Origin of the sequence: Tenacibaculum sp. MEBiC06402 (assembly GCF_049239625.1) — a bacterium.
Classification (GTDB): domain Bacteria; phylum Bacteroidota; class Bacteroidia; order Flavobacteriales; family Flavobacteriaceae; genus Polaribacter.
In genome coordinates this window covers 75,516-88,273 of sequence record NZ_JBMKKT010000083.1, presented here as the reverse complement: position 1 = coordinate 88,273, position 12,758 = coordinate 75,516, and the positions used below count along the sequence as shown (strand labels likewise).

General features: G+C 31.6%; 12 protein-coding genes. 4 read left to right on the top strand and 8 right to left on the bottom strand.

Annotated elements, in window-relative coordinates; translation table 11 throughout:
* Positions 1-49 precede the first annotated feature (49 nt).
* The 6 genes from ACOSP6_RS02350 to ACOSP6_RS02325 are packed head-to-tail and all read right to left on the bottom strand — an operon-like array spanning position 50 to position 6,090.
* Positions 50-970: a UDP-3-O-(3-hydroxymyristoyl)glucosamine N-acyltransferase gene (locus ACOSP6_RS02350; protein ID WP_422093134.1), complete on the bottom strand. Its 921-nt coding sequence runs from the start codon at positions 968-970 to the stop codon at positions 50-52.
* A gap of 43 nt (positions 971-1,013) precedes the next feature.
* Positions 1,014-1,580: an elongation factor P gene (efp, locus tag ACOSP6_RS02345; RefSeq protein ID WP_075340913.1), complete on the bottom strand. Its 567-nt coding sequence runs from the start codon at positions 1,578-1,580 to the stop codon at positions 1,014-1,016.
* A 13-nt stretch (positions 1,581-1,593) separates the two neighbouring features.
* Positions 1,594-2,379, bottom strand: a complete 786-nt coding sequence (lpxA, locus tag ACOSP6_RS02340) for an acyl-ACP--UDP-N-acetylglucosamine O-acyltransferase (protein WP_422093133.1) — start codon at positions 2,377-2,379, stop codon at positions 1,594-1,596.
* A 1-nt stretch (position 2,380) separates the two neighbouring features.
* Positions 2,381-3,772, bottom strand: coding sequence for a bifunctional UDP-3-O-[3-hydroxymyristoyl] N-acetylglucosamine deacetylase/3-hydroxyacyl-ACP dehydratase (locus ACOSP6_RS02335; RefSeq protein WP_422093132.1), 1,392 nt, complete (start codon positions 3,770-3,772; stop codon positions 2,381-2,383).
* Positions 3,765-4,805, bottom strand: coding sequence for a UDP-3-O-(3-hydroxymyristoyl)glucosamine N-acyltransferase (gene lpxD / locus ACOSP6_RS02330; RefSeq protein ID WP_422093131.1), 1,041 nt, complete (start codon positions 4,803-4,805; stop codon positions 3,765-3,767). The genes ACOSP6_RS02335 and lpxD overlap by 8 nt, the downstream gene beginning before the upstream one ends.
* A 55-nt stretch (positions 4,806-4,860) precedes the next feature.
* Positions 4,861-6,090: an HD domain-containing protein gene (locus tag ACOSP6_RS02325; RefSeq protein WP_422093130.1), complete on the bottom strand. Its 1,230-nt coding sequence runs from the start codon at positions 6,088-6,090 to the stop codon at positions 4,861-4,863.
* A 194-nt stretch (positions 6,091-6,284) separates the two neighbouring features.
* On the opposite strand from ACOSP6_RS02325, the gene ACOSP6_RS02320 reads away from it, so the two are divergent.
* The 4 genes from ACOSP6_RS02320 to ACOSP6_RS02305 are packed head-to-tail and all read left to right on the top strand — an operon-like array spanning position 6,285 to position 9,850.
* Positions 6,285-7,832 (top strand): response regulator, encoded by a 1,548-nt coding sequence (locus ACOSP6_RS02320; protein WP_422093129.1) that lies wholly within the window; start codon positions 6,285-6,287, stop codon positions 7,830-7,832.
* Between the two features lie 9 nt (positions 7,833-7,841).
* On the top strand, positions 7,842-8,249 hold the full coding sequence (tsaE, locus tag ACOSP6_RS02315) for a tRNA (adenosine(37)-N6)-threonylcarbamoyltransferase complex ATPase subunit type 1 TsaE (protein ID WP_422093128.1): 408 nt from the start codon (positions 7,842-7,844) through the stop codon (positions 8,247-8,249).
* 5 nt (positions 8,250-8,254) lie between these two features.
* Positions 8,255-9,448, top strand: coding sequence for an alanine dehydrogenase (locus ACOSP6_RS02310; protein WP_422093127.1), 1,194 nt, complete (start codon positions 8,255-8,257; stop codon positions 9,446-9,448).
* Positions 9,449-9,490: 42 nt separating this feature from the next.
* Entirely contained in the window at positions 9,491-9,850 is a 360-nt protein-coding gene (locus ACOSP6_RS02305) for a DUF4258 domain-containing protein (protein ID WP_422093126.1), read from the top strand.
* Between the two features lie 10 nt (positions 9,851-9,860).
* Here the strand turns inward: ACOSP6_RS02305 and ACOSP6_RS02300 are convergent, their stop codons facing one another.
* A complete protein-coding gene (locus tag ACOSP6_RS02300) occupies positions 9,861-10,448 on the bottom strand; it encodes a YdeI/OmpD-associated family protein (protein ID WP_422093125.1) in 588 nt (195 codons plus the stop codon).
* A gap of 9 nt (positions 10,449-10,457) precedes the next feature.
* On the bottom strand, positions 10,458-12,641 hold the full coding sequence (gene recQ, locus ACOSP6_RS02295; RefSeq protein ID WP_422093124.1) for a DNA helicase RecQ: 2,184 nt from the start codon (positions 12,639-12,641) through the stop codon (positions 10,458-10,460).
* Positions 12,642-12,758: the final 117 nt, after the last annotated feature.

Here is a 12,758-nt window from a genome sequence, read left to right as displayed (position 1 = left end):
AGTGTAGCAAAAATAGTTTTTTAATTGGGTATTACCAATTAAATTATCGTTACTTTTTATCTTTCTTTACTTCATTTTTTACGTGTACAATTTCACGCATTTTTTGTCTGTATTCCTCTTGTGGTGTTCCAAAATAAACACCTTTTTTAAGAGACTTCATAACTCCTGTTTGCGCCATTAAAACGGTTCCTTTTTCAATTCTTAGACCGCTAATAACACCTACTTGACCCCAAATGGTAACCTCGTCTTCGATAACTGTACAACCGGCAATACCAGATTGAGCAGCAATCAAGCATTTTTTACCAATAACAGTATCGTGACCAACGTGAACTTGATTATCAATCTTTGTACCTTCTCCAATCGTAGTATCGCCAGTAACTCCTCTATCAATAGTACAAGAAGCACCTAAATCAACATAATCTTCGATAACAACTCTCCCTCCAGAAACTAAAGGATCGAACCCTTCTGCTCTTTTTTTATAGTAAAATGCGTTGCTACCAAGAACAGTATTTGAATGTATTGTTACATTATCTCCAATAATACAGTCATTGTTTATGGAAACATTTGCATGAATAATACAATTCTTTCCTATTTTCACCTTCTCGCCAATAAAAACATTAGGTTGTATAATCGTGTTTTCCCCAATAATTGCTGAATCAGCAATACTATTTTTTGAAGCGATAAAAGGGTTAAAATACTTTGTTAGTTTATTAAAATCTCTAAAAGGATCATCGGATATTAATAATGTTTTTCCTTCAGGACATTCAACTTCTTTGTTAATTAAAACAGTAGTTGCAGCAGAACTTAAAGCTTTATCATAATACTTAGGATGATCTACAAAAACAATTTCACCCTCTTGTACCACATGAATTTCATTCAATCCGGTAATTTTAAAATCAGGGTCTCCTACGTAGTTCAAGCCTAATAAATTAGCTATTTCACCTAACGTTTGTGTTTCTTTAAATTTCATGACATAAAAAATCCCGCATTAGCGGGATAAAAATTATAAAAAGTTATTCCTTGATTCTTTCTGAATAAGATCCTTTTTCAGTATCTATTTTTATTTTATCTCCTTCGTTTATAAACAATGGAACATTAACTCTTGCACCAGTTTCAACAGTAGCTGGTTTTGTAGCATTAGTAGCTGTATTTCCTTTAACACCTGGCTCTGTATGTGTAACTTCTAAAATCACATGAGACGGCATTTCTACTGATAGAGGCAAGCTATCTTCTGTATTAATTAAAATAGTTACAACTTCTCCTTCTTTCATAAACTCAGATCCATCCACTACTTTTCTTTGAAGCGTAATTTGATTGTAATCATCAGTATTCATGAAGTGTAAATCGTCACCTTCTGCATATAAATACTGAAATTTATGTGTTTCAACACGAACATCTTCAATTTTATGTCCAGCAGAAAAAGTATTATCTATAACTTTTCCCGTTGTAACACTTTTTAATTTAGTTCTCACAAAAGCAGGACCTTTACCTGGTTTTACATGTAAAAACTCAATAATTTTAAAAATATCACTATTATATTTTATGCACAGTCCCTTTTTAATATCTGAAGTTGATGCCATTTATTCTTATTAATTAATTTGTATTATAATATCCTTTCATTATTCCTCTATGAGAATCTTTTATGAATTGCATAATTTCATCTCTTTCTGAGGTAGCTTCCATTTCTGCTTCAATAATTTCAATCGCTTGTGAATTATTGTAATTCTTTTGAAATAGAATTCTATAAATATCTTGAATTTCTCTAATTTTCTCGGTTGTAAAACCTCTTCTTCTTAAACCGATAGAATTTATCCCTACATACGATAAAGGTTCTCTTGCAGCCTTAACAAAAGGAGGTACATCTTTTCTAACCAATGATCCACCTGTTACAAACGCATGATTTCCAACAGAAGCAAATTGATGAACTGCAACCATACCAGCTAAAACAACATTATCTCCAATAGTAACATGACCAGCAAGTGTAGAATTATTTGAAAAAATACAATTGTTTCCTACGATACAGTCATGAGCAATATGGCAATAAGCCATAATTAAGCAATTATCACCGATAACCGTTTTATGTCTATCAGAAGTCCCACGATTAATAGTAACACATTCTCTAATAGTAACATTATTTCCTATTTCAACAATAGTTTCCTCGTCATTAAATTTTAAATCCTGAGGAATCGCAGAAATAACAGCGCCAGGGAAAATTCTACAATTTTCACCAATTCTTGCACCTTCCATTATAGTTACATTAGAACCAATCCATGTTCCTGAACCAATTTCTACATTAGCATGAATTGTTGTAAAAGGTTCAATTACTACATTTCTAGCAATTTTTGCCTGAGGGTGTACATAAGCTAGAGGTTGATTCATATTATTTTACTTTACTTATTTGAGCCATTAATTCTGCTTCTGCTACAAGTTTTCCGTTAGCATAAGCATAGGCCTGCATATGAGCAATACCTCTTCTTATTGGCGTTATTAATTCACTTTTAAATATTAACGTGTCACCTGGTAAAACCTTTTGTTTGAATTTTACCTTATCTATTTTCATGAAGTACGTTAAATAGTTTTCAGGATCTGGTACAGATTTTAACACTAAAACTCCTCCAGCCTGAGCCATCGCCTCAATTTGAAGAACTCCTGGCATAACAGGTGCTCCAGGAAAATGTCCCACGAAGAAATCTTCATTCATGGTAACATTTTTCATACCTACTACATGTCTGTCAGAAAGTTCTAATATTCTATCTACAAGTAAAAATGGAGGTCTATGCGGTAATACATCCATAATTTGGTGTATATCCATCAAAGGAGGTTGGTTTAAATCATAAGAAGGAACGTTATTACGCTTTTCCATTTTAATGATTTTTGCCAATTTCTTTGCAAAAGTTGTATTTACTAAATGTCCGGGTTTGTTCGCTATTACCTTTCCTCTTATTCTGGTACCAACTAAAGCTAAATCACCAATTACATCTAGTAACTTATGTCTTGCAGCTTCATTTGCCCAGTGTAATTCTAAATTATCTAGAATTCCATTAGGTTTAATTTTTATATTATCCTTATTGAAGGCTTTTTTAAGCTTTTCGGTTGTTCCTTCAGATAACTCTTTATCAACATAAACAATGGCATTGTTTAAATCACCACCTTTAATTAAATTATGCTCTAATAACATTTCAATTTCATGAAGAAAACTAAATGTTCTTGCTGAAGAAATTTCTTCTTTAAAATCAGATATTTTTTCTAGAGTTGCATTTTGAGTACCTAACACTTTTGTCCCAAAATCAACCATAGCAGTCACTTGATATTCATCAGCAGGCATTAAAATAATTTCACTACCTGTATTTTCATCCTTGTAAGAGATAATCTCCTTTACAACATATTCTTCAATTTCTGCATCTTGCTCTTCGATACCAGCTTTCTCTAAAGCTTCGATAAAAAACTTCGAAGAACCATCCATAATTGGTGGTTCAGAAGCATTAATTTCAATTAATAAATTATCTATATCTAAACCTACAGCTGCCGCTAAAACATGTTCCGAAGTATTAATTTGTACTCCGTTTTTTTCCATGTTCGTTCCACGTTGTGTATCCGTTACGAACTCCGCTCTAGCCTCAATAATTGGTTGCCCTTCTAAATCTACTCTTTTAAAAGCAAAACCATGATTCGGAGGAGCTGGTTTAAATGTCATTACAACCTCGTTACCAGTGTGTAATCCTACACCTGATAATGTAATTTCATTTTTAATGGTATTTTGTTTCTTACTCATTTCGGTTTTTAAGAGAATTCAATTCTTTCTCTATTTTATTTAGTGTTGTTATTGTTTTCGGTAAATTTTTAAAGTGAACGTATGACTTATTCCAATCAGAATATCCAAATGCTGGTGAGCCTTGAACCACTTCTCCATCTTTTAAATTTCTTCCTATACCCGACTGCGCCTGAATTTTTACGTTATTTCCTATTGAAATATGACCTACTATTCCAACCTGTCCACCAATCATACAGTTCTCTCCTACTTTTGTTGAACCCGCTACTCCAGTTTGAGAAGCAATGACAGTATTCTTTCCTATTTCAACATTATGAGCTATTTGAATTTGATTATCCAACTTCACTCCTTTTCTAATAATTGTTGAACCTAATGTAGCTCTATCAATAGTTGAATTAGAACCAATATCTACATTATCTTCAATTATAACATTTCCAGTTTGTGGAACAGCTTTGTATTCTCCATTTTCATCAGGAGCAAAACCAAAACCATCTGAACCTATAATACTTCCTGAATGTATTTTACAATTCTTTCCAATTACAGTCTCCGAATAAATCTTAACTCCCGCAAATATTATACAATTATCTCCAATAGTTACATTATCTCCTATGTAAGAATTAGGATAAATTTTCACATTATCTCCAATACTTACATTATCTCCTATATATGAAAATGCTCCTATATATTCGTTTTCACCAATACTTGCTGTTGAGGATATAAAATTAGGTTCTTCTCTTCCTGATTTATTGTTTTTAACTTGGTTATAATACTCTAATAGAGTTGAAAAGGACTTATATGCGTCTTCAACTTTAATTAAAGTTGTTGTTATATCTTTCTCAGGTACAAAAGTTTTATTTACAATAGTAACAGAAGCTTTTGTGGTATATATATATGAATTATACTTAGGATTCGCTAGAAAAGTAAGAGAACCTATTTCTCCTTCTTCTATTTTAGATAATTTAAATACTTCCTCTTCACGGTTACCAACTATTTCACCTTGTAAAATATCTGCTATCTGTTTCGCTGTAAATTTCATTACTTGCAAAAGTAATTATTTTTTTTGTTTAAGGTTAGTTTCAAGCAAATCTAGACTAAAATTTCTTAGGATAGCAACAATAATATTTGACTACCGGTTTTGATAAACTCTTTAAGTTAAGATGGTCAGAAGCCTTTACAATATCTTTAACCTTGCCTTTCTTAGTTAATATTTTAATCGGCTTGTTTACATTATAAGCGTGATTAGAAGCAGTGTCTAAAAAAATAAAATAGTCAATATGTTCTTGTGGAATTTTAAAAGTATTTATCAAGTAATCCTTCAACTTGTCTATTTTCTTTTCTGAAAATGGCTTGTCCTGTATTTCAATACCAAATAATTTTCTCTGAATAATCATTTTAGACAGATTTGAAAGCACAAAATCGTCATGTGAACACCATTCCTTTATTGATGTAAAAACATCATAGTCGTCTAAATTAGAAAATACCTCTAAAGCGTCTTCATTAAAATTTTCTGGTGATATTGTGTTATATAAAAAATATCTTAAAGCTTCCGTTGCAAATAAAGTCTCTCCTTTTTTAGCTAACTCCTTAGCTCTTTGTAAAACCTTAACTAATAAAGTTTCAGCAGATAACGAAGTTTTATGTAGGTATACCTGCCAGTACATTAATCGCCTTGCTATTAAAAACTTTTCAACAGAATAAATTCCTTTTTGCTCAATAACCAGCTCATCATCTTTCACATTCATCATTGTAATTAAGCGATCCGATGATATATTACCTTCAGTAACACCTGTATAAAAGCTATCTCTTTTCAAATAATCAAGTCTATCAACATCTAGCTGACTAGATATTAATTGACTAAAAAACTTTCTTTCATACTTACCTTCAAAAATTTCAATCGCTAAACTAAGTTTCCCATCGAACTCTTCATTTAGTTTTTTCATGAACATCAATGAAATCTCCTCATGTGTAATTCCGTTAACAATACTATATTCTAATGCATGAGAAAAAGCTCCATGTCCAATATCATGTAATAAAATTGCAATACTAAGTGCAGTGGCCTCTTCTTCTGAGATTGATACATTTTTTGTTCTTAAAATATGAATGGCTTTTTGCATTAAATGCATACAACCTATGGCGTGGTGAAATCTCGTATGGTTTGCACCAGGATACACTAAATTCGTAAGTCCCATTTGAGTTACTCTCCTTAATCGTTGAAAGTAACGATGCTCAATAATATCGAAAATAAGAGAGTTTGGTATTGATATTAATCCGTAAATAGGATCGTTTAGGATTTTTAATTTATTCGTTTTTTTAGTAGTCAATAGTATCTATTTAATATCTTTATTATGAAACAAAAGTAACTAATTAATAGAGGTTTTTTAAATTATTACTTGATTTTAAAGAAATAATAAATCTCTAATGAACTTTAATATATTCTTTAGAAATATGAAGTATATTTTTTGTTCTTTTACACTAAACGAATTTTTTCTTCGTTGATTTTTTGTAAAATATACATATGAGAAAAATAGACATCCTTTGGGTAGATGATGAAATAGATTTATTAAAACCACATATACTTTTTTTAGAAAAGAAAAATTACAATATAAAAACTTGCACTAACGGTGCTGACGCTGTTGATTTAGTAAATGAAGATAGTTTTGATATCGTTTTTTTAGATGAAAACATGCCTGGTATTTCTGGCTTGGAAACGCTTAGTCAGATTAAGCAGCAAAAGCCAAACCTTCCTGTTGTTATGATAACCAAAAGTGAGGAAGAGTTCATTATGGAAGAAGCTATTGGTTCTAAAATAGCTGATTACTTAATTAAACCAGTAAACCCAAACCAAATTCTGTTGAGTCTTAAGAAAAACCTAGATCATTCTCGATTAGTATCTGAGAAAACAACACACAATTACCAACAGGAATTTAGAAAAATAGCCATGGATTTATCTATGGTAAATACTTATGAAGAATGGGTTGATTTATATAAAAGACTTGTTCACTGGGAATTAGAACTTGAAGATATTAATGATTCTGGAATGTTGGAAATTCTTGAGAGCCAAAAATCTGAAGCAAACTCTCAATTTTTCAAGTTCATAAAAAACAATTATCAAGACTGGCTAACAGGTGATGAAAAACCAACCATGTCTCATACTTTATTCAAAGACTATGTTGTTCCGAACTTAGATAAAGAAAACGGAACATTATGGGTTATCATTGATAATTTAAGATATGACCAATTTAGAGTTCTAGAACCATCTATTAATGAGTTTTATAAGAAGGAAAACGAATATTCTTTTTATAGCATTCTCCCTACAGCTACTCAATATGCCAGAAATGCTATTTTCTCAGGTTTAATGCCTTCTGAAATGGAAAAAAGACATCCAAATTTTTGGAAAAACGATACAGATGAAGGAGGAAAAAACTTATATGAAGCAGAGTTTTTGTCGGATCAAATTAAACGAATGAATCTAAATCTTAAACATGAATATTATAAGATAACGTCGTTAAAAAACGGTAAAGATTTAGAAGAAAATTACAACGGAACTAAGCAAAACGATTTAACAGTTGTTGTGTATAATTTCGTGGATATGCTTTCTCATGCTAAAACAGAAATGGAAGTTATAAAAGAACTTGTTGGTGATGATAAAGCTTATAGATCTTTAACTGTTAGTTGGTTTAAAAACTCCCCTCTACTTTCAATTATTCAAAAAGCTAAGGAATTAGGACAAAAATTAATTATCACAACAGATCACGGGACAATTAACTGTAATAATCCTACAAAAGTTATTGGAGATAAAAATATTAGTGCTAATCTAAGATACAAAACAGGCAGAAGTTTATCATATGAAGAAAAAGATGTGTATGCTGTTAAAAATCCGAAGGATATTTTCCTGCCGAGTTTAACCATAAATAGTCCCTTTATTTTTGCCAAAGAAGACCTTTTCTTCGCATATCCAAATAATTACAATCACTTTGTAAAATATTACAAGAACACTTATCAACATGGAGGTATTTCATTAGAAGAAATTATTATACCTTGCGCCGTGTACAATACAAAATAGGTGTATTTTATGAACAAAAATTATTCTTTAGATCAAATTCGAGAAATAGCAAAAGAAGTTGTTGCTTCATCTAAACATAAAATTCTTTTATTTAATGGAGAAATGGGAGTAGGTAAAACGACTCTTATAAAAGAAATTTGTGCTGTTTTGGGAGTTGAAGACACTATCAGTTCTCCAACTTTCTCTTTGGTTAATGAATACGCTACTTCCACTAACGAAACTGTGTACCATTTTGATTTTTACAGAATCAACGATGAAGAAGAAGCGCTAGACATGGGAATCGAGGATTATTTTTATAGTGATAATTGGTGTTTGGTTGAATGGCCTCAGAATATTAAAAATTTATTACCTTTAAATTCTGTTAAGATAGACATTGTACTATCCTCAGATAACCTGAGAAATATTCAACTGAAATAAAATTAATGAGCTTATCTCCTTTCACTAAAGAACAATTACTTCCTCAACCTGAAATGCTTGAAATAAAAAAGCAAAAAGGTGAATTATTTATTGGATTACCAAAAGAAACTCACTTTGAAGAAAAGAGAATAAGTCTTACCCCTGATGCTGTGGCAGCATTAGTTGCCCATGGACATAGAGTTGTTGTTGAAACTTCTGCTGGTGAAGGAGCTAACTACTCAGATCGAGAATATTCTGAAGCTGGTGCAAAAATTTCTTACGATATTAAAGAAGTATTTCGCTGTAACCTTATTGTTAAAGTTGAACCACCTTCTCTTGAGGAAATAGAGCTCATGAATCCTCAGGCATTTTTAATTTCTGCTTTACAACTTAAAACGCAAGACAAACAATATTTTAAAGCACTTGCTAAAAAAAGAATTACGGCTATTGCTTACGATTATATAAAAGATGAGGATGGAGTTTTTCCTATATTAAAGTCATTAAGTGAAATTGCTGGAGCAGCCGCTATGCATATAGCTGCAGAGCACATGACTACTGTTGGCGGTGGTAATGGTTTATTGTTAGGAAACATTAGTGGTGTTCCTCCTACAGACGTTGTAATTCTCGGAGCTGGAACTGTTGGTAAATTTGCTGCAAAAGCCGCTATTGGTTTAGGAGCTAGAATTAAAGTTTTTGACAATTCAATTACTAAATTAAGACGCTTACAAGAAGCTGTTCCTGGTCCAATCTACACTTCTACTGTACAACCAAAATCATTATTAAAAGCTTTAATGCGTTGTGATGTTGCTATTGGTGCTATTCGTGGAATCGATAGATCACCGATTATTGTTACTGAAGTAATGATAGAAAAAATGAAAGCTGGTGCAGTAATAGTTGATGTTTGTATTGATCGTGGAGGATGTTTTGAAACTTCAGAAGTTACTACTCACAGTAAGCCGACATTCTTAAAACATGATATTATACATTATTGTGTTCCTAATATTCCTTCTCGATATTCTAGAACGGCATCCGTTTCTATCAGTAATATACTTACGCCTTATCTGCTAAATATTGCTGAAGAAGGAGGTTTTGAAAATGCAGCAAGATTTGATAAAAGTCTGCGAAACGGGATGTATTTCTATCACGGTGTATTAACGAATAGAACTGTTGCGGATTGGTTTGATCTTCCTTATAGAGATATTAACCTTCTTATTTTATAAATATCTACTTTTTTGAGTACTTTTGCGATCTAAATTTAGATCATGCAATTACTAAAGAGAATAGGGTTTTATATGATTGGTGTAGCTTTAGGAACGTTAGCTGTTTCTTTCTTTTGGAAAAACAAAAACGTGACTTTTGACTATGGTATGGATGCGCGAACACTTAAAAGTATTCGTATAAAGAAGCGTCTATTCTCAGATGAAGCCCTAAAAACAATGGAACTTCATAAAATTGATTCTACTAACATTTCTTTGATATTGAAAAATGGTGATGTTAATTTTGGAAAAAGTAAGCCTCGCCAAAGACCTTGTGCTGAATATTATGTAACAAGCGAAAAATTGGATTTGTATGTAATTAGATGTGATAGTACTGCAACTATTGATAAGATTTTTGTTAAGTAGGTTTTACAAACTATCTATATCTATCATTAAGACCAATTCCTGATTTTATCATAGGAATAATTTTTTCTAGTCTTTTCTCCTTAGTTGCCTCTCTCTTAGCTTCTATTATATATTCTGAAAACTCTCTCTTTTTAGTTAATGAAAGTGAGTGAAACTTTTCTTTTAGTTCATCGTTATTTTCAAAAACTTGAGATAGTTGAGAAGGAATAACTAAAGGTTTTTTATTTCTTTGAGGTTTTATCTCTTTACCCAATTCAGCATTCTTCATTGCCTCTAAAACATATGCTTGAAGTGTTTCTTTATCCAAATCATTTATTGAACTAAAACGCCATTGACGCATTGCTTTCGTTTTTCCTTCTTGGGCATTCATCAACAAATTCTTTTCATCTTTTAAAAAAACACCTTGATGAAACCATAAACCAAAATAATTTTTGAATGCAGAAATACCTAAAATATTCTTTCCCTTATGAATATAAGCTGGCATTCCCCATTTTATATCTTCAACCAAATCTAACTCTAACAAAAAAGAACGCAAAGTTTCTAATTCTTGCGTCCATTTTTCTTGTTTCTCGATATATGCCTTGACTTTATCGTTCATAATTAAGCTTTAATTAGCTACATCACTGGTAAATTTTATTCTCATTAAGCGTAATTCTTCGTCATCATAGTCACCATCAAACTCATCTAACGCCTCTTGTATTTTATCTGTTTCAGCTTCCATGAAGTAATCATAAATTTCTTCTTGCTGATCTTCATCTAATAAATCCTCTATAGCATAATCAATATTTAATTTCGTTCCGGAAAACACAATTGCTTCCATTTCTTTGATTAGCTCGTTCATCTCAAGACCTTTTGATTTTGCTATATCATCCAAAGGTAATTTTCTATCCGTATTTTGTATGATATATAATTTCAAACCTGAATTAACACCGGTACTCTTTACAACTAAATCATCTGGTCTTACAATGTCATTATCTTCAACGTACTGCGAAATAACTTGTACAAAATCTTTTCCGTACTTTTTGGCTTTCCCTTCTCCTACACCATGAACTTTGGATAGCTCATCCAATGAAATTGGATATTTAAGTGCCATATCATTAATGGAAGGATCCTGAAAAACTGCAAACGGCGGTACTCCTAATTTTTTACCAACTTGTTTACGTAAATCTTTTAGAATTGCAACTAGTTTTTGATCTGTACCAGCATTATTCGATTTTCCATTTGTAATGATTGTTCCATCATCTTCATAATTATATTGATGATCTTCAGTCATCATAAAAGATGTTGGGTTTTGTAAATAATTTTTACCCTCCTTGGTTAACTTGATTACTCCGTATTGCTCAATTTCTTTACGAATTAAATCCGCTACTAAAATCTGACGAATTAACGCCATCCAATAACTTGAAGTCTTTCCTTTACCAACTCCGAAGAATGAATGTTCTGTGGTTTTATGAGATTTTAAAAGTGCATTTTCTTTACCAATAAGCGTATTAACAATTTCTTTTGCTTTATACATCTCGTTGGTGTCTTTAACTATCTGTAAAATAGTTACGACTTCGTCCTGGGCTTCATGTTTCTTCTTAGGATTTCGCATGTTGTCATCCATGTCTGCTCCCTCTCCATTAACTTCATCAAATTCTTCACCAAAGTAATGTAAAATGTACTTTCTTCGATTCATAGAAGTTTCTGCATATCCAACTACTTCTTGTAATAAAGCATGACCAACCTCTTGTTCAGCAACAGGTTTATTAGCCATAAACTTTTCTAACTTCTCTATATCTTTATAAGCATAAAATGTTAGACAATGACCTTCTCCTCCATCACGACCCGCTCTTCCTGTTTCTTGGTAATAACTTTCTAAACTTTTTGGAATATCGTGGTGAATTACATAACGAACATCAGGTTTATCAATTCCCATTCCGAAGGCGATAGTAGCAACCACTACATCGCAATCTTCCATTAAGAACATATCTTGATGTCTTGCTCTTGTTTTTGCATCAAAACCAGCGTGATAAGGCAATGCATTAATTCCGTTTACCTGAAGTACTTGAGCAATTTCCTCTACTTTCTTTCTACTTAAACAATAAATAATTCCTGATTGTCCTTCTTTTTGTTTTATAAAACGGATAATATCTTTTTCTACCTCTTTCGTTTTAGGTCGAACTTCATAAAACAAATTAGGACGATTAAAAGATGCTTTAAAAACATTTGCATCTGTCATTCCTAACGTTTTTAAAATATCTTCTTGAACTTTTTGTGTAGCTGTAGCTGTTAAACCAATCACCGGAACATTATCAATTTGTCTTATGATATTTCTAAGATTCCTATATTCAGGTCTAAAATCATGTCCCCACTCTGATATACAGTGTGCTTCATCAATAGCTACAAAAGAAATATTTTGTTGCTTCAAAAAATCAACGTATTCTTCCTTAATTAAAGATTCTGGTGCAACGTACAATAATTTTGTAATACCATTAGAGATATCACTCATTACTTGATTAATCTCCGATTTGTTCAAAGAAGAATTCAATACATGAGCAATACCATGAGTTTCTGAAATACCTCTTATAGCATCAACTTGATTCTTCATTAAAGCAATCAGCGGAGAAACCACTATTGCTGTACCTTCTTTCATTAGTGCAGGTAATTGGTAGCATAGAGATTTACCACCCCCTGTTGGCATTATAACGAATGTATTTTGATCGTTTAATATGCTTTTCACTACATCTTCCTGAAGTCCTTTAAACTGATTAAAGCCAAAGAACTTTTTTAAAGCATCGTATAAATTCATTTTCATATTGTTCCCAGAAAGTCAAAATTATAAATTCAATCTTACACACAAAAATATTTACATTAAAGTTACGTATAAGTTTCTTATAAAATGAAAGTTTTAGTAGCTAAATTATTC

Bases quoted from the DNA above. Each gene is read 5' to 3' on its own strand.
- ACOSP6_RS02350 (WP_422093134.1), bottom strand. From the start codon at position 970: ATGAAATTTAAAGAAACACAAACGTTAGGTGAAATAGCTAATTTATTA.
- efp (WP_075340913.1), bottom strand. From the start codon at position 1,580: ATGGCATCAACTTCAGATATTAAAAAGGGACTGTGCATAAAATATAAT.
- lpxA (WP_422093133.1), bottom strand. From the start codon at position 2,379: ATGAATCAACCTCTAGCTTATGTACACCCTCAGGCAAAAATTGCTAGA.
- ACOSP6_RS02335 (WP_422093132.1), bottom strand. From the start codon at position 3,772: ATGAGTAAGAAACAAAATACCATTAAAAATGAAATTACATTATCAGGT.
- lpxD (WP_422093131.1), bottom strand. From the start codon at position 4,805: ATGAAATTTACAGCGAAACAGATAGCAGATATTTTACAAGGTGAAATA.
- ACOSP6_RS02320 (WP_422093129.1), top strand. From the start codon at position 6,285: ATGAGAAAAATAGACATCCTTTGGGTAGATGATGAAATAGATTTATTA.
- tsaE (WP_422093128.1), top strand. From the start codon at position 7,842: ATGAACAAAAATTATTCTTTAGATCAAATTCGAGAAATAGCAAAAGAA.
- ACOSP6_RS02310 (WP_422093127.1), top strand. From the start codon at position 8,255: ATGAGCTTATCTCCTTTCACTAAAGAACAATTACTTCCTCAACCTGAA.
- ACOSP6_RS02305 (WP_422093126.1), top strand. From the start codon at position 9,491: ATGCAATTACTAAAGAGAATAGGGTTTTATATGATTGGTGTAGCTTTA.
- ACOSP6_RS02300 (WP_422093125.1), bottom strand. From the start codon at position 10,448: ATGAACGATAAAGTCAAGGCATATATCGAGAAACAAGAAAAATGGACG.
- recQ (WP_422093124.1), bottom strand. From the start codon at position 12,641: ATGAATTTATACGATGCTTTAAAAAAGTTCTTTGGCTTTAATCAGTTT.